Raw genomic sequence first — 23,761 nt, 5'->3', positions numbered from 1 at the left:
AGAATATCTGACGATTGCGCTGTCCGTTGTATGATTCTGGTCATTTAGACCATACATTTTTGACGGGAAAATAAAGCTTAGAGCATGTTGCAGTGCAGCAGCAAGCTCTCAGCATTATTTACAAGCGTATCTGGAGCCGAAAACCGGCAACCACTTTTCGGAGATACGCCTTGGTTCCTACTCGCCCATGCTCTCCAGAATTTTGGAGGCCATGACGCGGGAGATCTTTCGACCCTTCGCCAATGCATGTCTGTCCAGCATGTCTACAACGTTGCGTGCTGCATCCAGTGACCGTTCAATTCTTATCACGAGGTAATCTATCACACTGGAGTCAACAGTTACCTGACGATCTGAAAAATGTTTGGTCATGACCATTGCGAGCAGCATGTCGTCTGGTTCTTCCACCTGCACCGGGGTCGCCGCCCGAAAACGGGACGCCAGATCCTTGGTTTTCAGTTCAAACGTGTTTGGCCACTCGCGGGTGGTCATCAACATATTGCCACCGGACAGGCGTACTGCGTTGAACAGATGGAACAAAGATGCTTCATCAAAACCTGCGTGCAGGTCTTCAACCGCGACTGGCCCGGCTTCTGCCAATGCCGTCAGGTCGAGAAATTCCAGTTCATCCCCGCCCACGATCTGAGCTCCGCTGAGCTCCTGCCATGCGTTGACCAGATGTGTTTTACCCGATCCGATCGGCCCTTGCAGGGTTACAATCGGAGATGGCCACTCCGGCCAATTGGTAATCAGATTGAATGCAGCCTGATTTGACGTTGAAACCAGATAATCATCAACCCCCAAAGCCTCCTCATGGGGCAAGACCAAAGGCAATTGTTGTGGCCCTGTCGATCCTGTCATTCCAGTCCTTCCGTCTTATTGGTATTTTTGTAGTGACCTGCATATAGCGAACTTGCAAGATATTGCCTGAGAGCAAATCTTGCTAGTACCCCAACCACTGCTGCAGCTGGAATTGCTATCAACATCCCCACAAATCCCATTAAAGAACCAAAAGCGAACAGTGCAAACATGAGCCAGACAGGGTGAAGACCGACACTTCCACCTAAAAGTTTGGGCTGAAGGACGTTTCCCTCCAGAAACTGACCAACAACAAATACGCCCAGCACCGCTCCGATCATGAAATAATCAGGCCAGAACTGGACCAAAGCAACACCAATTGACAGACCGAAGCCGACAATCGCGCCGACATAAGGAATGAAACTGATCAAGCCAGCTGTGAGACCGATCAACAGGCCAAATTTCAGGCCAACAAGTAACAGAGCAACAGCGTAGAAGGTGCCCAGTATCAGGCACATCATCACCTGCCCGCGAACGAACCCAGCCACTACTGAATCCATGTCGCTTGCCAGTGCGCGGATGGTTTGCTGGTAGTCACGTGGCAGCCAGCTGTCGATACGTTCGATCATGTTGTCCCAGTCGAGCAGGAGATAGAACGCGACAACTGGTGTTACGACGGCAAGACCGATGATAGAAATAAGTGCTTGCCCGCCGCTCCAGATGGACGACAGCAGCCCGCCAACGAAGTTTGCGGCCTGCCCGACGAAGGCACCCCAGTCGATTTTGTTGGTTTGGCCTGACAGGTTTGCAAGTCTGTCCATTTGTGGCCCAAGGCTTTCGCGCAGCAAATTTTCAAGATTTCCGGCCAGTTCAGGCAGGTAGTCCAGAAACGCGATCAGCTGTTTGCCGAGAATTGGCAGAAGGATCAGCAGTGCTGCAGTGAAAACGATCAGGAATATCAGCAGGATCGTAACAGTTGCCCAGATACGCCCGAACCCGTGGGTTTCCAGATAATCCGCAATTGGATCGAGAAGATAGGCCAAGGCCATACCTGCGACAAACGGTAGAAGGATGCTTTGAAACACCGACAAGAACAGGATGAAGGCTATAAAAGCCAGCAACCAGAAGAATAACCGTTTGTTTGTACTCATAAACTATCTCCAGGTGGAGGCATGGAGCCCATCAGCTTGCCTGTTATCCGGCAGCGCGGTCGCTCACAGAGGCATCTTTAAAATTTAAGATGGTTGTAGTTTCCATAGGTTGATTACGTCAAGTCGCAGCATCAGGTTTGCCAGAGTAGCTACTCCACCTTTTCGCCCGCTTAATTTCGGAGCATCTTTGAGAGGGGTGAAAAACTTTCCCCTAAATGAAGAGTTTTTCAAAGCTCCATTAATTTGCAAAAGCTTAGCTGGTTCTGCACAGATCTGCGTTTTTCTGAGATACCAGCGTGGTTTCCTTCCCCTTTCGGCCTTGCAATTCCCTACAGTTTTGTTTTTATGCCGCCAAATTACATAGGCGGTCATGCCGCTATACTCTTGATGATGCGGAGCAGTATCCATGAGCCAGGACCAGAACGGTAATAACGGCCTTACCTATTCACAAGCGGGGGTCGATATCGACGCCGGGAACGCACTGGTCAAACGGATCAGCCCACTGGTTAAAGCAACGCGTCGCCCGGGTGCTGACAGTGACATTGGCGGCTTTGGCGGTCTTTTTGATCTGAAAGGCGCCGGGTTTAAAGACCCTGTTCTTGTGGCGGCCAATGATGGCGTGGGCACCAAGCTTAAGATTGCGATTGACACCAACGTGCATAGCGGTGTGGGGATAGATCTGGTTGCCATGTGTGTGAACGATCTTGTGGTGCAAGGTGCAGAGCCGCTGTTCTTCCTTGATTATTTTGCCACTGGTGCGCTGGACGTGGACATGGCGACCGATGTTGTGGCGGGGATTGCAGAGGGCTGTAAAATCTCCGGCGCTGCGCTGATCGGCGGTGAAACGGCGGAAATGCCGGGCATGTATGCGGCTGGTGATTATGATCTGGCTGGATTTTCCGTTGGCGCGGCTGAGCGCGGAACGCTGCTGCCGTCCAAGGATATTGGCGAAGGCGACGTTCTGCTTGGTCTGGCTTCCTCCGGTGTGCATTCCAACGGCTTCTCTCTGGTTCGCAAGATCGTTGAAGTTTCCGGCCTGACATGGGCTGACAAAGCTCCATTTGATGCAGACAAAACGCTTGGCGAAGCGCTGATGGAACCAACCCGCATTTATGTGAAGCCGTTGCTGGCCGCGATCAAAGAAACCAATGGCATCAAAGCCTTGGCGCATATCACTGGTGGTGGTCTTCCTGAAAACCTGCCGCGTGTTCTGCCTGACGGGCTTGCTGCACGGATCGATCTTTCTGCCATTTCCTCTCCTGCTGTGTTTGGCTGGCTTTCAAAAGCTGGCGGGATTGAACAGTTTGAAATGCTGCGCACTTTCAACTGCGGCGTTGGCATGGTGGTCGCGGTTGCGGCAGACAAAGCCGATGCTGTTCGCGACGTGCTTGAGCGTGAAGGCGAAACTGTTGTGACGCTTGGCAAACTGGAAGCTGCGCAGGATGGAGCTGAGCAGGTTGTGTTTGACGGCTCGCTGGGTTTTGCCAAATGAGCACGCAGCCTAAAAAACGCGTAGGTGTTTTGATTTCAGGGCGTGGCTCCAACATGCTGTCTCTTATTGAGGCAGCAAAAGCCCCTGATTATCCAGCGGAAATCGTTGTGGTGGGGTCCAACCGACCAGACGCGAAAGGGCTGGAGCGCGCTGCTGACGAAGGTTTTGCCACTTTTGCGTTGGATCATAAGCTTTATGGCAAGGACCGCGAGGCATTTGAGCGTGATCTGAATGCGATGCTTGAACAGCACAACATAGACCTGCTTGTTCTGGCTGGCTTTTTACGTTTGCTAACACCGTGGTTCGTAAGCCAGTGGCAAGGCCGGATGATCAACATCCACCCTGCTCTCTTACCAAGCTTTCCGGGTCTGCATACGCATGAGCGGGCGTTGAAGGAAGGCGTTCGCATTCATGGGGCGACTGTGCATTTTGTAACAGCGGAAATGGATGTGGGTCCGATCATCGCGCAGGGAGCTGTCCCCGTTCTGGACGGGGATAACCCGGATGACCTGGCAGCGCGTGTGCTGGCTGTTGAGCATGAGATCTATCCCAAGGCCTTGGAGGCTGTGGCCAGTGGCAGAGCTTCCGTTGATGGCTTCCGCGTGAAGATTGAAGGTGCTGAGCAGGACGATAAAAGCCTTATTTGTTAATGAGATAAGGCTCTTTTAAAGAGACACAAAAAGGCCGTAGACATTCTCGTCTACGGCCTTTTTTCGTTTGCGTTGCTATGTGCGTTCGTTTGCGCGATTTGCGTTTTTTCTGCGTTGAAAGCGGAGTTGGCCCTACGCTACCACCTGTGAGACTTATCAGATCCGAAGTTCACCCTTTTGCAGCACCAAGTCATCCAGTTTCACAAACTGAGATTGCCTCGCAGTGCTCCGCTCAGTCTGAGCTTCAGGCTGTTCGATACCATCTTCGTCAGGTCCTGTTTCCAAATCAGCATAGTTGACATTGGACTCTGCTGGCGGTGTCACCTGCTGGGATGCGTGAGCGACCGGTCTGTTGAACTGAGCAAAATATGACTCGAACGTTTTGAACTCGCCTGATGTCTGCAGTTGAGCCATATAGCCATCTATGTAGGCTTCCTTCCCTTCCATGAAATTATTTAGTTCGTCCAGGCTTTGGAAGTTGGTTCCCAAATTACCATTCGTGATTTCCAGAGTACGCCGCGCGGAGTAGCTTTCGGTATTCTCACCCAAGTTCTGAGCTTCCACGTTCTGGTAGACAGTCCCTGTGTTCAACTGCGCATATGTTGGCACCACTGTCGTCTTTGGCTCCAGATGATCGTATGGGTGTTGTGGCCGCGGGGTATCGTACTGATGCGGTTGTGGGCGCGGAGTATCGTATAGAGGTTGTGGTGGCTGGCGTGGAACATCGTAAAGAGGCGATTGCTGCACTCCAGAGACTTCAGCGCTTCGGGTGCTGCTTGCATACCCCAATATTCGACTCTGGGCACTGGAGACTGCAGCATCCATGGCTTTCAAGCTACGGATATCGACTTTGGCGGCATCCCCCAGTGTGCGATGAGATCCGTCGTGCTCGTTGAACTCAGTCCTGTCAAAAACGCTCGCTTGTATGCCGGCCATCATCGCTTTCAGGTCAACGAGACGCTCGGTCCCGGATGAGGCGTGCTTTATTGTGTCTGCAATCGTCTGCTCTGCAAGTTCCAGAAAAGGAGCCCAGTTTTCTTTCGCTTGTTCCGGAGCACTTTGGGTCCGTCCCAGAAGGTTCCCGATGTTTTTTGTCGCGTCGGTGAGAGATTGTTTCACATTGGCAAGGCGGCCATGCGACAACGCACTTGCTGCAGATTTAAGATTATCTCCCAAACCGCGCTTGTGCTGCGGCGTGTCAACCACAACAGAGTAAATCCGTTCCCCTGTCTGCGGGTTGCCTTGTTTACTGCCAATAGAAACGATCAAGTCGTCAGTATTTAGATTTAACGAGGTCGCATGCTCGACACGAGCCTGATTTACCAGATTTTCAACAGCACCGTGAAAATTACTAGAGTTACCAATAGTTAATCCGCTCATTGCACACCCTTTATTATTATGAATTTGACGCAGAGTTATCAAATTCAATCAAAACTCGCTAAGTGGAACTACTTTACGATTCCTGGCGGAGTTAAGAGTGTCGCTTAGTACTATGAGGGCTCTTTTTTGTTCACATATGCGTTCAATTTTTGTGAACTGAGGAAAATCATCACTTTTGTCGTCCATGCCTATTGAAGGAGCGGTATCGTCCCCTTCAATAGACCAAGGATATCTACCTTACGCTTTGCGCACTGCCACATGGATATCGTGGAAGGCAGCGCCGCCGAACGGAGCTGTCTGGTCGGCACTGGTGAGGGTGTTGATGCCGTTTCCACCTTCGTGTGCTGCGTTGGGCCAGATGCCTTCTGCGATCACTGTGCCCATTTGAGGACGATCGCCCACGGAGGCGTGCAGGATGACTTCGCCGCGGTGATTGGAGAGGATGATCTTGTCGCCCTCCTCCACGCCCAGCGCGGCAGCGTCGTCAGCGTGCAGCATGGCTGTTGGACGGCCTTCCTTCTTCACAGAGCTTGGTGTCTCGTTGAACGTGGAGTTCAGGAACGAGCGAGACGGTGATGTGGCGAGGCGGAACGGATAGTCCCTGGTCGGCAACTCATTGATGTCCCAATGATCCGGCAGGGCTGGCATTTGTTGCCATGGGCCCATTGGACCGTTGTTTGGTGCAGGCACCTTTGCCCAGTCCGGCTTGAAGCGGAACTTGCCGTCCTCATAGCCAAAGCCGTTTATGTAGTGTGCTTCATTGAAGTCTGGCTGACAGTCGAGCCAACGGTTTTCTTCCAGCTCGCTCAAGCCACCCGGATATTTGGAGTTCCTGAGCATCCAGTCGATGTGCTCGCGGGAGGTCATTTTGTGCGCTTCGTGGTCTTCCCCGCCGAGGCGTTCAATCAGCTCGTTCAGCACATAGAGGTTCGGCTTGGCTTCGCCCGGGGCGTCGACCAGTTTTGGACCGAACAGGAGGTTCTGGTGTCCGCCGCCTTTGTAGATGTCGTCATGTTCCAGAAACTGGGTTGCTGGCAGGACGATATCCGCCATGAGCGCGGTTTCAGTCATGAACTGCTCGTGGACCACGGTGAACAGGTCTTCGCGGGCAAAGCCTTCTTTTACGAGGGTCTGCTCAGGAGCTACAGACACCGGATTGGTGTTCTGGATCAGCATGGCGGTGACTGGTGGGCCGTCCATAAGCGCTTCGCTGTCGCCTGTAAGAACCCGGCCTACCTGAGACATATCGAGTTTGCGGATGGAACTGTCGTGGAGCGAGTGAGCTTCGACCATGGCCATGTTGAGACCGTAGATGGCGCCGTTGTTATGAAACGCGCCGCCGCCCTCATATTGGTAGTGACCGCCAACAACCGCGATACAGCTGGCGGCATGCATGGAGACCACGCCGTTACGCTGGCGGGTGAAGCCATAGCCAAGGCGGAAGTAAGTTTTCTTTGTTTCGCCAACCAGTTTGGCGAGTTCTTCGATCTGCTCTGCGGAAAGACCTGTGATCTCGCTGGCCCACTCAGGGCTGCGGGTCTTCAGGTGTTCTTCCAGTTCGGCAGGTGCGTCGGCGTACTTTTCCATGTAAGCGCGGTCGGCATAGCCATCGCGGAACAAAACGTGCATGACAGCACAAGCGAGTGCGGCGTCGGAACCCGGCTTCAGGACAAGGCCGATGTCTGCCTGTTTCATTGTCTCGGTCTTATAGACATCGATGACAACGATCCTGGCTTTACGGGTCTTGCGGGCTTTGATGGCGTGGGTCATGACGTTGACCTGCGTCGCCACCGGGTTGGTGCCCCAGATCACCACAGCGTCGGCAAGCGCCATTTCGCGCGGGTCCGGCCCAGCGAGCTTGCCGGTGCCAGCGATGTAGCCAGTCCACGCCATGTTGGTGCAGAAGGTCTGGTACATGCCGGAGTAGCTTTTGGCATTGCGCAGGCGGTTGATGCTGTCGCGCTGTACAAGGCCCATGGTGCCGGCGAAGAAGTATGGCCAGATGGTTTGCAGGCCGTGTTTCTTCTCAGCCTCCAGGAATTTCTCTGAGACTTCCTGTAGTGCCTCTTCCCAGCCGATCTCTTCGAACTGGCCGGAGCCTTTCGGCCCTGTGCGGCGCAAAGGTTTGGTCAGGCGGTCAGGATGATGCAAGCGCTCAGAATAGCGGGCAACCTTGGCACAGATGACGCCAGCGGTATAGTCGTTGTCACGGGTGCCATGAATACGGCCTACACGCCCATCTGCATGTACTTCGACCTCGATTGCGCAGGTGGACGGGCAATCGTGTGGACATGCGGAGGCAAACCTTTGTGGTTTTTCGGGCTTAGACATGCGTGGCGTACTCAATAAAACTGGTGTTCTAGACTTGTTCTCGTTGCACAGACAGATCGCGGGTAACACTCAAATTGTCAAGAAAGCGCAGGCAAAAAATTCTTGAATTGACGATTTCTTGAGGTCCTGCACGGTCTTTGCGGTGTTCCTATATTTCCTAATGCTTGCAAGAGGTGCCTGTTCTGGTCTTTCATAGGGAATGGTTTGAAGCTTGAGGCAGTCCATGTTGCAGGATATCGACGTAATTGCGTGGGATTTTGACGGGGTTCTCAATCGTAACATTATCAATGACCGCTTTATCTGGGTGCAGCAGTTTGAAGAGGATCTCGGCATCTCATGGCACACCTTTGCTCAGGAGATGTTTACGGATGATTTTAACGAGGTTCTGGTTGGGCATGAGGATCTCAGAGATCTTCTCTCCCGTTGGGCGGATAAGACCGGCTATCCCGGTGACCTTGATCATTTCCTGCTGTACTGGTTTGAAAAGGACGCCCACCCGGACTTTGATCTGCTGGCCTTAATGCGCAAGCTTACCAAGACCCATGTCCGCCAGGTGATTGCGACCAACAACGGGGCACGGCGTACGCGCTATATCGAAGAGCAGATGGGCTACAAGGATCGCGTAGAGACGGTGTTTGCCTCCGGGCGTATGGGGGTGGCCAAGCCCAGCGCCGAGTTTTTCATACATGTTACCAAGGCCCTTAAGGTTCCTGCCAACCGGATGCTTTTGATTGATGACCGGGAAGAGAACATTATGTCCGCGTTGGACATGGGGTGGCGGGCGCTGCATTTTACTCCCAACACCCGCGAGCAGATCATCAAGGTGCTTGGGTCGTTTTAGTGCATCTTAGTGGGTCTGTTACTTCCTCACCGCTTCCCATGCCATCTTCACCAGAAACTGCCTGTCTTTATCACAGACAACCCGCTCTGTGCTTAACAGCGTATAGGCTGGACCTACGATGAGCGCGGAGGCAACGGACCACGGAATAGGTTTCACAGCTCCCAGCACTTGCCAGGTGGCATAGAGCGCCTCTCCCTGCAAATGAACGTTCTCCATCTGTTGCTTGATGGTTTCGAACTCATCTTCCGTCTGGGCTTTGACCTTCAGCTCCTCAAAAAGGCGAAACAGATCAGGATTGGCACTGCCCCACCGCAGCAAGCCATTGACGGAGGCTTTGATGGTGTCTTCAGCGCTGGCGGTTTGAGGCGTGTTGCGTGTCTCTCTGGTCCAACCGGCCACGGCCTGATCCCATAGCGCGACGGCGATATCCGGTTTTCCCTTGAAGAAGTGATAGATGCTGCCGGTCGTCGCTCCGCTTTTGTTGCGGATTTGTGCAATCGAGGTGCTTGTGTAGCCCTGTTTTAAAAACAGCTCCAGCGCAGCATCCAGTATGGATTGATATCTGTTGTTTTCATTGGCCACTAGAACACCATTCCAACCCTGACGAGAGTACCGCTCTATCTCAAGTTAGAACGCCATTCTAATATATGAGCGCAGTGTCAGGTCTGCAAAGAAGAACCGTGGCAGTGCAAAGAGACCTTTAAAAGCAATGGAAGGATTTGAACCTGATGCGTCATGTTTTTGAGTTCACAGGTCTTGCGTGTCTTCACCTGAGACGCAGCCGCCATTCTGCGGAGAAGCGCCTTCAGAAATTGATGCCTTTTTTCAAATGGTTGGCCAGAACTTCCAGGCTTAGATTCGCCATTTTGTAAAGGTCTTCATGGGACATGCCGTGCTGTACCATGATGGAGAGACCTTCAAAGATCGTTGCGTAGAACTTGGCCAGTGATGTGGCTTCGTCATCAGTTTGAAGCTCGCCTTTGCACTGGGTGAATTTGTAGATGAAGTGCTCCATGCCCTCGAGCTTCATCTTGCGCAGCTCCTCCGACAATTCCGGGTCCAGCTCTGCGATGTCCATGAGGGTATGGAACCGCATGGCCGTGCCAGCATCATATTGCTCCCGGGAGAGTTCAATAAACTCGTAAAGCACAGCTTCAACTGCTGGGTATAGTTCTGAGTGGAGCGCGAGCACAGACCGGAGCTGGCGATAGAATTTGGAGAAGTACCAGTGCATGGCAGCTGCACAAAACTGCTCTTTGGTGGCAAAATGCTTCTCGATAAAGTCTCTTGAGCTTCCGCTTGCAACAGCAAGGTCTTCCAATGTGGAATGCTGGAACCCTTGCAGCATAAAAACCTTCACGCAGGAATCTAAGGCGGTTTCGAGTTCAGGTGACAATTCACCATCGCGTATGGGATCTAATGAGGACATGGCGTCAGTATACGTTTTGGGTGGGGGGCAGCAATCTCGTTTTCCAGCTATGGGAAATGAGTACAGAAGAGGTCTCTCCCGTCTTGGTGGATTTCTTTCATCTTCTGTAAAGAGCTAAGGCAATGGGCAGTGAGAAGGCAGTGGCACTCACTTTGATTTCTTCTTGGAGCCCTTCTTTTTCTTGGGCTGGCCGGTCTTCATATGCGCCTCCAGAACGCCGAGGCTCGCAACCGCAACCTTGTACATCAGATCACACGGGGTTCCGTATTTGATCAGCTCATAAAGGCCTTCAATCACTGTCAGGAAGTAGTGTGCCAACACCTCGATGTCGGCGTCGTCCTTGAGCTCCAGCTTGCACTGCTTGAACTTGTCGAGAACCTGATGTTCCCAATCATTCTGCAGTTCCTCGAAGGAGTTTTTGACGAACTCATCAACGTTGGAAATGTCAATGAACGTGCGGACAAATAACCCTTTGTTGGCATGGACCTGATCGCAGCTGATTTCGATGAAGGCAAACAGCACCGCTTCCATGGCCGAATAGATATCCTGGTGCATGGCCATTTCTGCGCGCATGTGGCGGCTGTACTTGATGTAGTACCAGCGCATAGCTGCAGCTGCGAGTTCCTGCTTGGACGTGAAGTGTTCCTTCACACAGTCTCCCGAGCATCCAGCTGCTTCACCGATATCATCCAGAGTGCAGGTTTCGTAGCCCTTAAGGAGAAAGACTTTGACGCACTGGTCGAAGAGCCTTTCCGCTTCAGGAGTTACGTTTCCGCCTTCTATCTTATCGCACGGTCTCATAGCCGCGAGTATATGGTGTCAGAGGGTCTCCTCAACGCTGTTTTGGTCACATGGGAAACAACATTGCAAAGACATAGGGCTTACTGCGCCTATAACTTTCACCATCTGTAAAGGATTAGAAACGATCGCGATTGGGTTATCTTTTGAAGTGCCCTGAGACGCCTCAAAATTCATTATGTTCACCCTATGTTCCAAGCCTCATATCGACAGAGAACATAAAGATAACCTTTTAATTGATGCGGTAGGAATCCAGGACTTTCATGCTCATATCAACCACGCGATAGAGCTGTTCTTTTTTGGCGCCATCCTTACATTGACTGGCCAGTCCCTGCAGGGTTGCGGCATAAAAGCGGGCGAGTGTTTCGATATCAGTGCCGGTCTTGAGGCTTTCTTTGCAATCGGTGAGTTTTCGCGTAATCGCGCCTACCATGGTGTTGCGCAGATCGGTGATCTCTCTGGTCAGAATACTGTCCTGGGTGGAGATCTCCAGTAAGCCAGATGACAGAAGGCATCCGTCTGACTCTGTTTTATCGCAGAGCACATCGACACATTCGTAAAGGGCGACACGAATGGCATCACAGCAGTTGGAATGCATGGCAAAGCCAGAAAGCAGCCTGCGGCCATAGTTTTGCAGATACCACCTTGTGGCTGCTGCATAGAGTTCTTCCTTATTGGAAAATGCCCCTTCTACAAATTCATGAGGAACGCCCATGGCGTCCACGACATCATCTAGGGAAGTGGCATCATAGCCGCGCTTCCAAAACATTTTGACCGAGGCTTCCAACATGGCCTCTATGTCCGGAGATATTGTTTCCACGTGCATTTCATCCTTTATAGGCATAAGTACATATTACGCGGCCATGGATAAAGAACAACTGATTATTAATGCTAGGAAAATTACGATTAAGGCCTGATAGACAAGATCCGGACAAATTGAGTATTTCGCCTTTTCGCAGCCTCATTTCGTGCCGGATTTGAGCGTTTTATTTCACAAAAAAGCGGACTGACACTGAGGGCTGCCAGTCCGCTTGTTCTGATCGTTTTTGCTCACATGCACTAGTGGATGACAGGCTGGTTCTCCAATCTTTCAAGGCTGGCATCAGCGAGATTATACAGGTCTGTGCGATCTACCCCATCACAAGCCTGCTTAATGAGGATCGCCATGACTTCGGTATAGAACTCGGCAAGCTCATTGGGTCTAAAACCCGAGGTGAAGCGCTGTTTGCAGTTCTCCAGTTTTTGATAGATGCGTCCGTGGACCTGCTCTTTGAGGTGCGCCATTTCTTTGGCGATGACGCCGTCGGTATCAGAAATCTCCATAAGCTCAACAGAGAGCAAACTGCCATGTGGGCAGTCATCTTCGCAAAACAGTTCAATGCATTCGTAAAGGGCAATACGGATGGCTTCGACAGGGTTGGAATGCATGGCAAAGCCGGAAAGGATCTGATGTTCGTATCTGGTCAGATACCATTTGACCACATTTGAGAACAGATTGGCCGTGTCATGAAAGGTCTTGGATAAACGCTCTGTTGGAACGCCCGTCGCTGTACTGATTTGCCCAAGCGACGTTGCTTCCACCCCAAAATTTGAGAACTCGTGGATGGAGGCTTCGAAGGTTTTTGTCAAACTGATCGGGGTCGGTCGGTTCGTCTTAACGGTCTCGATTTGCATCGAAAATCTCCCGTATCTTTATTGAACGAGCATTCAATCTTAGGCCCATTTACGTATGCAGCAACTTACCCTCAGGCGAACGAAATCTATCCTTAACAAAGAGGAGCGGTTTGCCTCAGCTTTAGTGAAAAATGATGTAACCAACTGTTGTGGTGTTATATTATTACGATTTATTTTATCGATTCTTTGTTCTGCTAAAGGAGTATGACCTAACGTCTGCTGTCTTCGATTGTGGCAAGATTTCGATGGTTTGTCGCAGCGAAATAGAAGCCTGTTACAAAGTCAATCAGGGCAATTGAGTGTCCAGATTAAAGCGGCAGGCTGAGACGAGCCATGATTGCCTGCTCCAAAGCCTCAGTTCAAAAAGCCTTTTGAAAAAATACAACTCAAGGGGGGCAAAAGTTGACAGGCACCCTCACCTAAAAAAAGAGCCTGACAGATATTCATTTCTGTCAGGCTCTTCGGTCGAAATGTGCTGGGCGTACTCATTTTCGGTAGGCTTCCAGCAGCTCCAGACTTAAATCTGCCACGCGGTAGAGCTCATCGCTTGGGATGCCGTCTGCTGCCTGACTGGCGAGACCTCTGAGCGTTGTGATGTAAAAGCGCGCCAGCACGGGTATGTCTGCTGTGTCCTTCAAGTGGGTCTTGTTGCTGTTCAGCTTCATCAAGATGGTGGCGTAGACCTTACGGCGCAGAGACAGCAGCTCCGAGATCAGGATCCGGTCACTGTTGTTGACGGCAGCCAGAGCGTAGGACAACAGCTTGGCGTGCTCACACTGCTTGTTGCAGAACAGTCCGATGCATTCATAGAGCGCACCGCGCAGAGCTTCTGTGGGATTGGAGTGAAGCGCAAACTCTGACAGGAGCTGTCTTCCATACTGATCCAGGTACCACATCACTGCAGTGCGATAGAGATGTTCTTTACTCTCAAAGTTCTCATTGAGGAAATGATAGGAAACACCTGACTGGCGGCACACATCATCAATGGACGTGCGATGCACACCGAGGCGCCAGAATACTTTGAGGGATGCTTTGAGTGCTTCCTGCATTGACTGTGGGAACGTCTCGGTGAAGTTAATGGTATCACTATCCATCGTCAGCCTCCCTTGGTGTTGGGCAATTCATACCAAAAGCATAGGTGACAGGAGGCTTGGAACAACAAACTCATGAGTGCATGGGAAATACCCTTAACAGTATCATTCACGATACTCTGATATATTATGTAAATGACATTCTTTAGTTTGCGTAATATTGCAAAATAAAAAAGGCGTGATTGCGTAATTTTATTAGCAATTCACGCCTAATAACGCAATTTTTGCGCCATTTCCTTTGTCAGAAACGACGAGATGCCTGCAGTACGCTCAAACTGTGTTCTGCGATTTTATGCAGTTCTGTCGGGCAGTTAACGTCTCTTGCCTGAACAGCCATGCCTTGAATTGTGGCGCCAAAGAAGCTGGCAAGGGCCGGAAGGTCAGTTCCTTCGACAAACTGGGTTTCACAGGCTTTAAACTTATCTGCGATGATCTTGATGGTTTGCTGGCGTAAATCAGCCAATTTACGTGCCAATGCGCCTTGAGCATTAGAACTTTCGACCAATCCGGTAGCGATCATACAACCAGAAGGATGGTCTCCACCGACGAAAACCTCCACACATTCATAAAGAACGGTCCGGATTGCTTCATAAACACAGGAATGCAGAGCAAGGCCAGACAACATTTGCCGGCCATAGCTTGCCGAATACCTGTCGATTGCAGCCAGGTACAGTTCCTCCTTGGAGGAATACGCTGCATACAGACTTGGTGGTGTAATACCCATGGCAGTGACTAGCTCATTTATCGAAGTCGCCTCATAGCCCTGTTGCCAGAACAGGACACTTGCGATCTCCAGTATTTTTTCTTTATCCAACCGACGGGGTCGACCGCGGGGGGCTTTTTCCATTTCCATAGCGATCACTATATATATTGATTGAAATTTTAATCAATCATAGTTTTACCAAGGGTCTTCCTTGGGTTTCGGCCATTATATCACCTCCTTCACCCACACATTACTGATGCATATCAAACTGTTATGCAAAAACCCGTAGCTGATTTCGCCGCGTTTTGGTGCTTGTCTCTCCGGCTAAGGTATAATGACAGATTGTCGCAACCCCTTGCGATTTGCTGGGGTGTTCCCCAATACCCAGTGATAACGAGGTCCAGTGTTCAGCTTCCACTTTCACGTATGGGATCAGAGAGCCTCCTGCTCTGCCCCACAAAAAAGAGCGGCACTGAGGCCGCTCTTGATGTTGCTTTTGCTTTGAAGTGTGGTGTTGGCTACGCCTTAACGGCAGCAGACAAGCCCAGCAGACTTTTGGAGTCGAGCACGTTATCCAGGTTGGCCTGAACTTTAAACATTCCGCCTTCACCAACCTTATAACCAGCCACACCGGTGCATGCTTTTTGCACGGTCTTACCGCCCATCACCTCAGAAGACAGGCTCATCAGAGCGTTTTGCGCTTCTGTGCGCTGTCCGTAGATCTGTGGCACAATTGACTTATCATTTTGCGGACGACCTGCATTCAGGCTTTCCACTTCCATGAGACGTGCTTTGACGGCTGCATCCAGATAGCCTGTACGATCCTTGCCGGACATGCAGTTGATCGCAGGGACAGCCCCGGTTTCATTGGCAATCAGGTTGACCAGAACGGCAACACCATACGCATTGCCTGCGGAGCGGCGCTGCTTGCCATCATTGACCGCTTCATGCAGCTGGGTGCTATAACTCTCAAGACGGGCAACTTTACCTGGATCGTTGGCCTCTACTGCATCGGCTTTGGCCTGCTCCACCATTTCGTCTAGTTTACCAATGAGCGGTTCGTTGTGGTTGTCAGCCCATTTCCAGCCGGTGAGACGATCCCCCAGATGTTTGCCGATGGAGCCTGAGAACAATCCCAGTTTCGCAAAACCGTTGACGCCCATGCTGAACGGCAGCACTTCGACCTCTACATTGACTTCAGTTATGCCTTCACCCGGCAAGTCTACCGTGATGGTTTGCTCGCCCTGTGCGCGGCCCCATGCTTCCTGCTGGCCGGTTTCATAGGTTTTGGCCTTGGATGCTGCGGTCAGCAGTGAGGTTGAAACAATTTTCAGCGGGAAAGGCTCTCCCGGGTGATCTGTGCGCCATGCTACAATGTCAGCTGCTTTGGTGGATGCCGCTGCTGTCACCACTTCCTGGGTTCGGGTGTCTGCGCCCTTTGTGGCCAGCTCAGCATCATGTTTGACACCGAACGGGAAGTTCACGCCATGACGGACCGCTGCGTAGGAGGTGGTTTCGCCTTTCAGCTCGCTGACCCACAGGTTTACCGCGTGATCTGTTTCAGAGGTTGCCGTTGAGCTGATGCCGTGTTTTTCATCGGCCTGATAGCCCCCTGCCAAAACTTCCAGTTTTGCTGCTGGCGTTGTGGTGGCTGTGAAGGAGCGCTCTGTCAGTGTAGCATCGCCTGAGGCACCCAGTTCTCTTTGCGTTGCCACATCCAGCTTGACGGTCTCAGTCGTGGTCTGCCAGTTGGCCTCAGTCTTGTTCAATGACTGGGTTATGTGAGCGGACATGTGCTGCTGAAACTCTTTCTTCAGCGTTTTGATATCACTCTTGGATAGTGTTGTCCCCTCAGCAGAAGCTGCCAGTTTGTAAGCTGAGATGACTTCCTTCTGGATGTCTTTGTTCAGTGCTTTGGAAGCCTTGGCGACACCTTTGATATCATCAGGATTTTCTGCAATCTTTGCATCCAACCGATCAAACGCTTCGTTGATGCCCACTTCTGCTTTGATCTCGAAGACATCACCGTTTCCACAAACACCAGCACTCAGCAATTCTTTAACAGCGTGGTGTGCGGCTGGTCTTACATGGGTTTCGGCCCGTTCCTTGATGTTTTCGACAGATGTCGCAAGGCTCTTGTTGTTTTCGGTAAACTGAGCTGTTTTTGTGTTCACCAACTGTTTGGTGGCACCCGCTGCAGCCGGAGCGGTTTCCGCTTGGGATGCACGTGAACTGCCCGTGAAGAACGCCTTGATGCGGGTGAGGACGCTCTGGGTCTCTCTGCCCTCTGCCGGGATGTTTACACGTGCTGCCAAGCTGTGATGGGAAGAGCCTGAGATTTTTTCTCTGACATATGCAACAATTTTAAACAGGCCACCATCCTGGCTCCGCACTTCAGTTGATTTTACGGCTGTGTTTTCAGCGGCATTGGTGTTTGCCTGATTTACAGATGTAGTTTCAATAGGTTGGACAGTTGTCGATGCAGCGACCGTCGGAATTCCCATGCCTAGTTCCCTTAGTTTTGTCTTTTAGCGGCGCTTTGAGCGCGTTCTTGAGACAAAGCATATGGAAAGCTGAGAGGCGTGATGTGCCCTTTGGCACGCCTGTGGGTTGATTGTCTCTGTTAGACAGAGTTCAAATCAAACATCCCGTTTAAAGGAGCACCCGTGTCGAACGTTCAAACAGCCGCTAATGAATTCCTTGAAAGCATTGATTTAAGCCCGATGCTGGAGGATGACCTCGACGGCGAACTCGTGCTTGAAATTAATCAGAATTTCTCTCTGGTATTCGGCTTTGATCAGACCACAGAAACATGCGTGCTCCGCATTCTCTTCAATGACTTGCCAACTGATACCCGTGTTCTCACAGAACTGCTGCAAAACAGCAATACGCTGGATGTGGCGGGTTACAATCTGACCTTTGGTCTTGAGGTTGCCCATTCCTCAGCCTATGGCGAAATCCGTATTCCAGACAGCGACATTGACGTTACGCATCTGAAGCAGGTTTTCCCGGTCTTCCTTCAGGTCTCAGAATGGTATGCTGAAGTAAAAGCCGGTGCGGCTCCTGAGTTGTCAGGCCAGGACCACCCGCAAATGTGGATGTAACTCCTGAGGCTCGCCTCGTGCCTTTGAGACAGAGATAGTGCAAAAACAAAGCCAGCTCCGCACAAACGGAACTGGCTTTGCTAAATTCACTCGGTTTGCTGAGATCAGCGCATGGCTTCTACAGCTGCCTTTGCGCAGGCTGCGTCATTTTCCATTGAGCTGCCCGCAACACCGATGCCACCCACCAGAGCACTTTCACCCACAATGATTGGCAGGCCGCCTGCAATGCCAAGAATACCCGGGAACTGTTTGAAGACCGGTGCCTTCTCCAGAACCTCGTTCACCTGCTCTGTTGGCATGCCCCAGGACAAAGATGTGTTTGCCTTGAGCGTTGCGCCTTTGTAGCTGGCAGGCAGAGCCTCATCCATGCGTGCAGACGCCACAACATCCTCACCCCGATCCAGAATAACGATGGACATGTTCCAACCGTTTTCCTTTGCCAGAGCCACACAGGCGCTTACGCCTTTGCCTGCAGCATCAAGGCTCAAATAAGGACGGGTATGGTCCTGAGCGGTTGCCGCGCTTGCCACCAGTGCCAGAGATGCCCCTAAAAGAAGCGATTTTGCATTAATATTCATGAATTTATCTCGCGTTCCGTTTTCCCACGTGCGCGCGGACTTAATTTTAAAATTGTGTCCGAAGCAAGGGTGCCCAGCGCAAACCTGAGTTTATCCAGTAACTTTTATGAACCGTCTGCCGACATGATGGAATTTTTGACAAGAAAAGACCCGCCTGACGCAATCAAGCATCAAGCGGGCCTTTTTTGAATTCAGCAGACAGCTGAAATCACTGAGCTAAATTAGCCTACGACTTCGGTGCCGGAGAACCAGTAAGAGATTTCTTCAGCAGCTGTTTCAGGAGCGTCAGAACCGTGTACGGAGTTTTCGCCGATGGACAGAGCGAATTCCTTACGGATGGTGCCTTCAGCAGCATCTGCAGGGTTGGTAGCGCCCATGACTTCACGGTTTTTCGCGATTGCGTTTTCGCCCTCCAGAACCTGAACGATGGTTGGAGCGGAAGACATGAATTCTGTCAGTTCACCAAAGAAAGGACGCTCTTTGTGTACTGCATAGAAACCTTCTGCTTCACGCAGGGACATCCAAACGCGCTTGGATGCAACAACGCGGAGGCCAGCTTCTTCAAGCTTAGCGGTGATAGCACCGGTCAGGTTGCGTTTGGTTGCGTCCGGCTTGATCATGGAAAACGTGCGTTCAATCGCCATCGTTATTACCTGCAGTTTGTCACGAGCTTCCGAAGGGCAGCTCTCATTAAAAATCTTTTTCCTGTAGCGCCTTAACAAAGCGCCACAAAGGTTCGCGCGAGATATACTTAAACTCTCCCTTAAAAAGCAAGAGGGTATATCCGTATTCCCACGTTGTCCTGCGTGAAAACTGCAGAAAACAGGCGATTATGACTCATTGATGACGGTTGCAATGCTGTTATCAGCCCTGCTCCGAGGCACCCCTCCCGTCTCTTCCTTATGGCCCCTTTTGATTTTAAGGGGAGGTTTTCCCAAGGAGGCAATGTCGCGAATGCAGGCTTTTGGCGAAAAGAGTTGAGGTTCCAACAGGTTCTGGCACTGCATGGACAACTACGTCTTTCGGGTTGCGACTACACGTCTCCCCCTACGGCTGATTTTGTTTGAGATGGGTCAATTTATAGAGGTTCAAAGGCGTGCATTGTTCTTGCAACAGACATAGCAAGAGGACACCCCTATGAAAGCAGCATTTGTAATGTATGCCTCCTATAACAAGTGGGCTAACGATCTATTGCTTCAGGAATGCGACCAGATCACTGCGGAAGAGTACCACCGTGATCTTGGCGTTTATTTCAATTCCATTCATGGCACCATGGATCACCAGTATGTGGCAGATAAAGTCTGGCTTTACCGCTTTACCGGCCAGGGCGACCCGATTGACAGCCTTGACGAACAGTTGACCGGCGACCTTGCAACCTTGCAAGAAAAGCGCCGTCTGCTGGACGACCGTATCTGCTCGGTGATTGATCAGATGCAGGAGAAAGACTTCCTGCGCACCATGATTTATCGCACTGTGCGCAAGCCACTGGTGATGCAGCAGCCCCTTGGCGCTGCGCTGTTCCACTTCTTCAACCACCAGACTCACCACCGCGGACAGGTGCATGCCATGCTGACCCAGCTGGGCCGGACACCTGCGGCGCTGGACATGATCTACTTCCAGCGTGAGACCGGGCAATGGATGGCAAAAGAAGAGGACATGATTACCGCCTGACGAAAGGCAGCTGATTTCGCCTGATAATCAGGCGTGTGCTCTTGTTTCTCCCTGAAGAGGTCAATTATGATCTGGTATTGATCATGATCTTTTCAGGGATGCATTTATGGAGCGTGTTACAAAGCCCCGCAAACAGTCAGCTCAGGCGCCTTTGCCTGATGACGTTGCGGCGGTGTTTGCCGCTTACCCTGAGGATAAACGCGTCCACCTGCTGGACCTGCGCTCGCTTATCCTGGACTGCGCCCAGCGCTTATATGGCCCCTCCTCTTTGACTGAGGCTCTGAAGTGGGGGGAGCCTTCCTATCGCCCTTTGCCAAAGCATGGCGGCACCACGGTGCGCCTTCACTGGAAACCAAAGTTCGGCGACCAGCTCGGCCTGTTCGTGCACTGCCAAACCACCCTCATTGCTGACATGCGCACCCTTTATGGCGATGTGCTGAGTTTTGAAGGCAACCGCTGCCTCTGGGTGCCTGTAAATGGCACTTACCCACGTGATCCAGTCGAGCACTTTGTGGCGGAGGCGTTCAGGTATGGGAAGAGGTAGGAGTTGCTCTCTCCAAGCCTAAAAGAAAGCACTTCTTTCATTGATTGAAGTAAAGAAAATACATTAAATTAGAAAGCTGAATCTGATTTAATTCTAATGGGTTAGGTATATTGAAGATCAATTTTTCTTCTTTTGACTGGTGGCATATTTTTTTGCTGTTTTTTTTCGCGGTATTTGCGCTCACATTCATTACGTTTTCGGCTTACGGAGCCCTGTCGGTATTCGGAGTACTAAGAGGTGCTACCATCGACATCTCACCATCAGAAGACTTTCTAGTGGCGGCACTAGGCGTTGCTGCAACTGTTATTGTTGCGATAATTACTCTGCTCTCAGTTTTGGCAATAAAACAACAAACCGCCACAGCCCAAGAGCAAGCCGAGTACGAACGTCACAGACGAGCGGAAATGTATCGTGCTCGCCTGCCTTTTGATCTTGTAGACCTCAGTAAGTTTATTGACCTTCTCGCATCTCATTACGACCGATTAGTCAACGAAATAAACCGTAGAGAAGAAGCAAGCGAACCCGAAATCTCAATTAAAGAAATTAATGAAATTGGCTTCAGAGACCTTAAAGATCCACGTCGTTACATGGATTCACTTTGTGGTTATCTGGAGTATGGCGATCAGCAAATTGCAACGTCGATCATCTCAGTAATGCATGAATTGCAAACAACATATTCCAGCGCATCGTTCAATGAAGAGCGCGACTTAGTATTTGATGCAGAGAGCTATCAATCTGAATTGATCAACTTAGCCAAACTCAAATCTGAAATATTGGATATTCTCATGCAAATGAGGAAAGTCGGCACAGAAGAAATACTTGATATCTTTCAGCCGTCTTTTGAGCGAACCATACGTTCATGGGCATTCAATTCGACTGTAAGCCCCGAGCAAGTTCGATACTGCTTGGATTATTATTCGAGAAATTACGCCTGATCAAATTTAATCCTGCTTCCTGAAACCACGCCAGTATCAGAAAAACTTAAAAATTGGATTGGTTCCCCCTTGCACAACAAGAGGTTTGCGGGCAAACAGCGTGGCATGCTTCAGGTTTCTAATCTTACATATCGCATTGCCGGGCGTCTTTTGATCGACAATGCCTCCGTTACTATTCCAAGTGGTGCGAAAACCGGTCTGGTTGGGCGCAATGGCGTTGGCAAGTCTACGCTGTTCAAACTGCTGTGCGGTGAGCTGTCCGTTGAGAGCGGCGGTGTACATATGCCGCAAAAAGCGCGTGTGGGTCAGGTGGCTCAGGAAGCGCCGGGCACGCAGGAAACGCTTTTAGAGGTGGTGCTGGCAGCTGATACGGAACGCACGGCTCTTTTGGCTGAGGCCGAAACGGCTGAGGATGCGCACCGGATTGCGGAAATTCATACGCGACTTGTTGATATTGAGAGCCACAGCGCTGAAGCACGGGCCTCTGCGATCCTGAGCGGGTTGGGTTTTTCATATGATGAGCAGCAGCAGCCGTGTGCCAACTTCTCTGGTGGCTGGCGTATGCGTGTTGCGCTTGCAGCCCTGCTATTTTCCAAACCAGACCTGATGTTGCTTGATGAGCCAACCAACTATCTTGACCTTGAGGGTACGATGTGGCTGGAGAACTTCATTGCGCGTTATCCGTATCAGGTTGTTCTGATCAGCCATGATCGCGACCTCCTGAACAATGCGGTCGACAGCATCGTGCATATGGATGGTGGCAAGCTCACCTTCTATCGCGGTGGTTATGACAGTTTTGACCGTCAGCGCCGTGAAACCATTTTGCTGCAGAAGAAGGCGGCTGATAAGCAGGAAAAGGCACGCAAGCATATTCAAAGCTTCGTTGACCGTTTCCGTGCAAAGGCTACCAAAGCGAAACAGGCGCAGTCTCGCATCAAGATGCTTGAGAAGATGCAGCCAATTTCCGTGCTGGATGAAGGTTCAGGACTGGAGCTGCACATTCCGCAGCCTGAGGCCAAGCTTTCTCCGCCGATCATCAAGCTGGAACAGGCTTCTGTTGGCTATGATGACACGGTGATCCTGAAGAACCTGACGCTGAACATTGACCATGACGACCGCATTGCTCTTCTTGGTGCCAATGGTAACGGTAAATCGACCTTCGCCAAGCTGATTGCCGGGCGCCTTGGATTGATGTCTGGTGATATGACTAAGGCCACCAAGCTGAGCACTGCGTTTTTTGCGCAGCATCAGCTGGATGACCTGATGCCGGAGAGCAATCCGATTGAGCATGTGCGTCCGCTAATGCCGGGTGCGTTGGAATCCAAAATCCGCGCGCGTGTGGACCGGTTTGGTTTGCCGACAGACCGGATGCTGACCCCTGCCAAGGATCTTTCCGGTGGTGAGAAAGCCCGGTTGCTGCTGGGCCTTGCCACGTTCCACGGACCGAACCTTGTTATCCTCGATGAGCCGACCAACCACCTTGATATCGACAGCCGCGAAGCCCTTGTGCATGCGATCAACGATTATGACGGTGCGGTCATTCTCATCAGCCATGACAGGCATCTGGTAGAGGCCTGTGCAGACCGGTTGTGGCTGGTTGCCGATGGTGGTGTAAGAAACTTCGACGGCGACATGGCGGAGTACCGCAAGCTGATCCTGAAGGGCGACAGTGGCTCCAAGTCCAAAGTCGCGGTTGATGAGGACAGCGAGAAAGCGAATGCGCAGGCGCGCCGTAAGGAAGCTGCTGAGCGCCGTGCCAAAACTGCACCGCTGAAAAAGAACATTGAAGCTGCGGAAAAAGAGATCTCCAAGTACCAGAAGTACATCAAAAAGCTAGATGCCCTGCTGGCTGATCCGCGCATCTACACCGAGGCACCGGACAAAGCAAAACAACACGCCATCCGCCGTGCCGCCTATGTGAAGGTGCTGGAAGAGACCGAAGAGAACTGGCTGAAGATGTCCGCTGAACTGGAAGAGCTGACAGGCGGCTAGGCTTATCGCTTTCGAGAGATTGTTATGCCCGGGACTGGAAGCAGTGCCGGGTTTTTTATTGCTACGTGTAGAGCGCCTTATGCATCCCTGTCGGACATACCTATGTCGGTAGCTTCCCCCAACGGGAAGGACCGGCGTAGCCCAAATTTCATGGCAAAGGCCAGGATCAAAGCAGTCAAGACTAACATGAGTGTTGCGAAGTAAGCGTCACTTGGCTGGTTGGTGCAGACACTTCCCTTGCAATGCATTGCGACCAGAGATGGCTCGCGCCTGTCGCCCTGCAACTTAAGCAGTTTTAAATGTGTGCGCTCGCTGAGGATATGGCTTTTGTCGCGCTCGTTCATAACCACGATCGCTTTGCCCGCAACCTCGAGACTGAGCTTTGCAAATTCAACAGCGCGCTTTTGAGCATCTTGCTTGTAGGAACTTGAATATCTGAGCGCAGGCCACCAAGCCTGCATAGGGACGAAAGTGTGCAAGAGAATTGGCAAACACACCAACAGCCCAAGCTTCACCAGCGGTTGCGTCATCAGGCCTCTTCCAATTCAATAAGTTAGTTATAACAATCGGTTAACTTAATTTTCTAATATACAGATTCACCG

24 protein-coding genes are annotated in these 23,761 nt (G+C 51.2%); 8 read left to right on the top strand and 16 right to left on the bottom strand.

Annotated features, from left to right (window positions below):
- Positions 1-177 precede the first annotated feature (177 nt).
- From PsAD5_RS09150 to PsAD5_RS09140, 3 genes are all read right to left on the bottom strand, one after another.
- On the bottom strand, positions 178-858 hold the full coding sequence (locus PsAD5_RS09150) for a DnaA ATPase domain-containing protein (protein WP_063291877.1): 681 nt from the start codon (positions 856-858) through the stop codon (positions 178-180).
- On the bottom strand, positions 855-1,946 hold the full coding sequence (locus tag PsAD5_RS09145; RefSeq protein ID WP_057465336.1) for an AI-2E family transporter: 1,092 nt from the start codon (positions 1,944-1,946) through the stop codon (positions 855-857). Before PsAD5_RS09145 ends, PsAD5_RS09150 begins: the two co-directional genes overlap by 4 nt.
- Before the next feature lie 84 nt (positions 1,947-2,030).
- Positions 2,031-2,354, bottom strand: coding sequence for a hypothetical protein (locus PsAD5_RS09140; RefSeq protein WP_153039902.1), 324 nt, complete (start codon positions 2,352-2,354; stop codon positions 2,031-2,033).
- Here PsAD5_RS09140 and purM point away from each other — a divergent pair.
- Together purM and purN are read left to right on the top strand one after the other, a co-directional pair.
- Complete coding sequence (purM, locus tag PsAD5_RS09135; RefSeq protein ID WP_063291875.1) at positions 2,353-3,438, top strand: phosphoribosylformylglycinamidine cyclo-ligase; 1,086 nt, start codon at positions 2,353-2,355, stop codon at positions 3,436-3,438. The genes PsAD5_RS09140 and purM overlap by 2 nt on opposite strands.
- Positions 3,435-4,088 (top strand): phosphoribosylglycinamide formyltransferase, encoded by a 654-nt coding sequence (gene purN, locus PsAD5_RS09130; RefSeq protein ID WP_063291874.1) that lies wholly within the window; start codon positions 3,435-3,437, stop codon positions 4,086-4,088. Before purM ends, purN begins: the two co-directional genes overlap by 4 nt.
- 156 nt (positions 4,089-4,244) lie before the next feature.
- Here purN and PsAD5_RS09125 read toward each other — a convergent pair whose 3' ends face one another.
- Both PsAD5_RS09125 and PsAD5_RS09120 read right to left on the bottom strand, forming a co-directional pair.
- Positions 4,245-5,468 carry a hypothetical protein gene (locus tag PsAD5_RS09125; protein ID WP_063291873.1) on the bottom strand — a complete coding sequence of 408 codons (1,224 nt, stop codon included), beginning with the start codon at positions 5,466-5,468 and terminating at the stop codon, positions 4,245-4,247.
- Between the two features lie 237 nt (positions 5,469-5,705).
- Positions 5,706-7,799, bottom strand: a complete 2,094-nt coding sequence (locus PsAD5_RS09120; RefSeq protein WP_063291872.1) for a molybdopterin-containing oxidoreductase family protein — start codon at positions 7,797-7,799, stop codon at positions 5,706-5,708.
- Between the two features lie 223 nt (positions 7,800-8,022).
- Between PsAD5_RS09120 and PsAD5_RS09115 the strand changes: the two genes are divergently transcribed.
- On the top strand, positions 8,023-8,640 hold the full coding sequence (locus PsAD5_RS09115) for an HAD family hydrolase (protein ID WP_063288465.1): 618 nt from the start codon (positions 8,023-8,025) through the stop codon (positions 8,638-8,640).
- 18 nt (positions 8,641-8,658) lie between these two features.
- Here PsAD5_RS09115 and PsAD5_RS09110 read toward each other — a convergent pair whose 3' ends face one another.
- From PsAD5_RS09110 to PsAD5_RS09075, 8 genes are all read right to left on the bottom strand, one after another.
- On the bottom strand, positions 8,659-9,222 hold the full coding sequence (locus tag PsAD5_RS09110; protein WP_057465341.1) for a TetR/AcrR family transcriptional regulator: 564 nt from the start codon (positions 9,220-9,222) through the stop codon (positions 8,659-8,661).
- A 223-nt stretch (positions 9,223-9,445) separates the two neighbouring features.
- Positions 9,446-9,988, bottom strand: a complete 543-nt coding sequence (locus PsAD5_RS09105; protein WP_063288464.1) for a TetR/AcrR family transcriptional regulator — start codon at positions 9,986-9,988, stop codon at positions 9,446-9,448.
- A gap of 228 nt (positions 9,989-10,216) precedes the next feature.
- Positions 10,217-10,870: a TetR/AcrR family transcriptional regulator gene (locus PsAD5_RS09100; RefSeq protein WP_063291871.1), complete on the bottom strand. Its 654-nt coding sequence runs from the start codon at positions 10,868-10,870 to the stop codon at positions 10,217-10,219.
- 229 nt (positions 10,871-11,099) lie between these two features.
- Complete coding sequence (locus tag PsAD5_RS09095; protein WP_244272075.1) at positions 11,100-11,693, bottom strand: TetR/AcrR family transcriptional regulator; 594 nt, start codon at positions 11,691-11,693, stop codon at positions 11,100-11,102.
- Between the two features lie 233 nt (positions 11,694-11,926).
- Entirely contained in the window at positions 11,927-12,541 is a 615-nt protein-coding gene (locus PsAD5_RS09090; RefSeq protein ID WP_057465344.1) for a TetR/AcrR family transcriptional regulator, read from the bottom strand.
- Between the two features lie 485 nt (positions 12,542-13,026).
- Positions 13,027-13,635 carry a TetR/AcrR family transcriptional regulator gene (locus tag PsAD5_RS09085; protein ID WP_063291870.1) on the bottom strand — a complete coding sequence of 203 codons (609 nt, stop codon included), beginning with the start codon at positions 13,633-13,635 and terminating at the stop codon, positions 13,027-13,029.
- A 238-nt stretch (positions 13,636-13,873) separates the two neighbouring features.
- Positions 13,874-14,485: a TetR/AcrR family transcriptional regulator gene (locus PsAD5_RS09080; protein ID WP_208980904.1), complete on the bottom strand. Its 612-nt coding sequence runs from the start codon at positions 14,483-14,485 to the stop codon at positions 13,874-13,876.
- A gap of 368 nt (positions 14,486-14,853) precedes the next feature.
- On the bottom strand, positions 14,854-16,839 hold the full coding sequence (locus tag PsAD5_RS09075; protein WP_063291869.1) for an inositol phosphate phosphatase SopB: 1,986 nt from the start codon (positions 16,837-16,839) through the stop codon (positions 14,854-14,856).
- A 162-nt stretch (positions 16,840-17,001) separates the two neighbouring features.
- On the opposite strand from PsAD5_RS09075, the gene PsAD5_RS09070 reads away from it, so the two are divergent.
- The gene (locus PsAD5_RS09070) at positions 17,002-17,439 is read left to right on the top strand and encodes a hypothetical protein (RefSeq protein WP_063291868.1); all 438 of its coding nucleotides are present in this window, start codon (positions 17,002-17,004) and stop codon (positions 17,437-17,439) included.
- A gap of 104 nt (positions 17,440-17,543) precedes the next feature.
- On the opposite strand, the gene PsAD5_RS09065 is transcribed toward PsAD5_RS09070, so the two are convergent.
- Together PsAD5_RS09065 and ndk are read right to left on the bottom strand one after the other, a co-directional pair.
- Positions 17,544-18,017 carry a GlcG/HbpS family heme-binding protein gene (locus tag PsAD5_RS09065; RefSeq protein ID WP_057465349.1) on the bottom strand — a complete coding sequence of 158 codons (474 nt, stop codon included), beginning with the start codon at positions 18,015-18,017 and terminating at the stop codon, positions 17,544-17,546.
- Positions 18,018-18,238: 221 nt separating this feature from the next.
- Entirely contained in the window at positions 18,239-18,661 is a 423-nt protein-coding gene (gene ndk / locus PsAD5_RS09060) for a nucleoside-diphosphate kinase (protein WP_063291867.1), read from the bottom strand.
- Positions 18,662-19,154: 493 nt separating this feature from the next.
- Here ndk and PsAD5_RS09055 point away from each other — a divergent pair, with 493 nt between their 5' ends.
- From PsAD5_RS09055 to PsAD5_RS09040, 4 genes are all read left to right on the top strand, one after another.
- Entirely contained in the window at positions 19,155-19,688 is a 534-nt protein-coding gene (locus PsAD5_RS09055; RefSeq protein ID WP_057465351.1) for a DinB family protein, read from the top strand.
- Positions 19,689-19,794: 106 nt separating this feature from the next.
- A complete protein-coding gene (locus PsAD5_RS09050; protein WP_063291866.1) occupies positions 19,795-20,232 on the top strand; it encodes a DUF1801 domain-containing protein in 438 nt (145 codons plus the stop codon).
- A 110-nt stretch (positions 20,233-20,342) separates the two neighbouring features.
- Positions 20,343-21,167 carry a hypothetical protein gene (locus PsAD5_RS09045; protein ID WP_063291865.1) on the top strand — a complete coding sequence of 275 codons (825 nt, stop codon included), beginning with the start codon at positions 20,343-20,345 and terminating at the stop codon, positions 21,165-21,167.
- 105 nt (positions 21,168-21,272) lie between these two features.
- Positions 21,273-23,159 (top strand): ABC-F family ATP-binding cassette domain-containing protein, encoded by a 1,887-nt coding sequence (locus tag PsAD5_RS09040; protein WP_063292115.1) that lies wholly within the window; start codon positions 21,273-21,275, stop codon positions 23,157-23,159.
- 77 nt (positions 23,160-23,236) lie between these two features.
- Here PsAD5_RS09040 and PsAD5_RS09035 read toward each other — a convergent pair whose 3' ends face one another.
- The gene (locus tag PsAD5_RS09035; RefSeq protein WP_063291864.1) at positions 23,237-23,689 is read right to left on the bottom strand and encodes a hypothetical protein; all 453 of its coding nucleotides are present in this window, start codon (positions 23,687-23,689) and stop codon (positions 23,237-23,239) included.
- Positions 23,690-23,761 lie beyond the last annotated feature (72 nt).

Source organism: Pseudovibrio sp. Ad5 (assembly GCF_001623095.1).
Classification (GTDB): Bacteria; Pseudomonadota; Alphaproteobacteria; order Rhizobiales; family Stappiaceae; genus Pseudovibrio.
The sequence above is the reverse complement of the archived record's forward strand: the minus strand, read 5'-3'. Positions and strand labels throughout refer to the sequence as shown.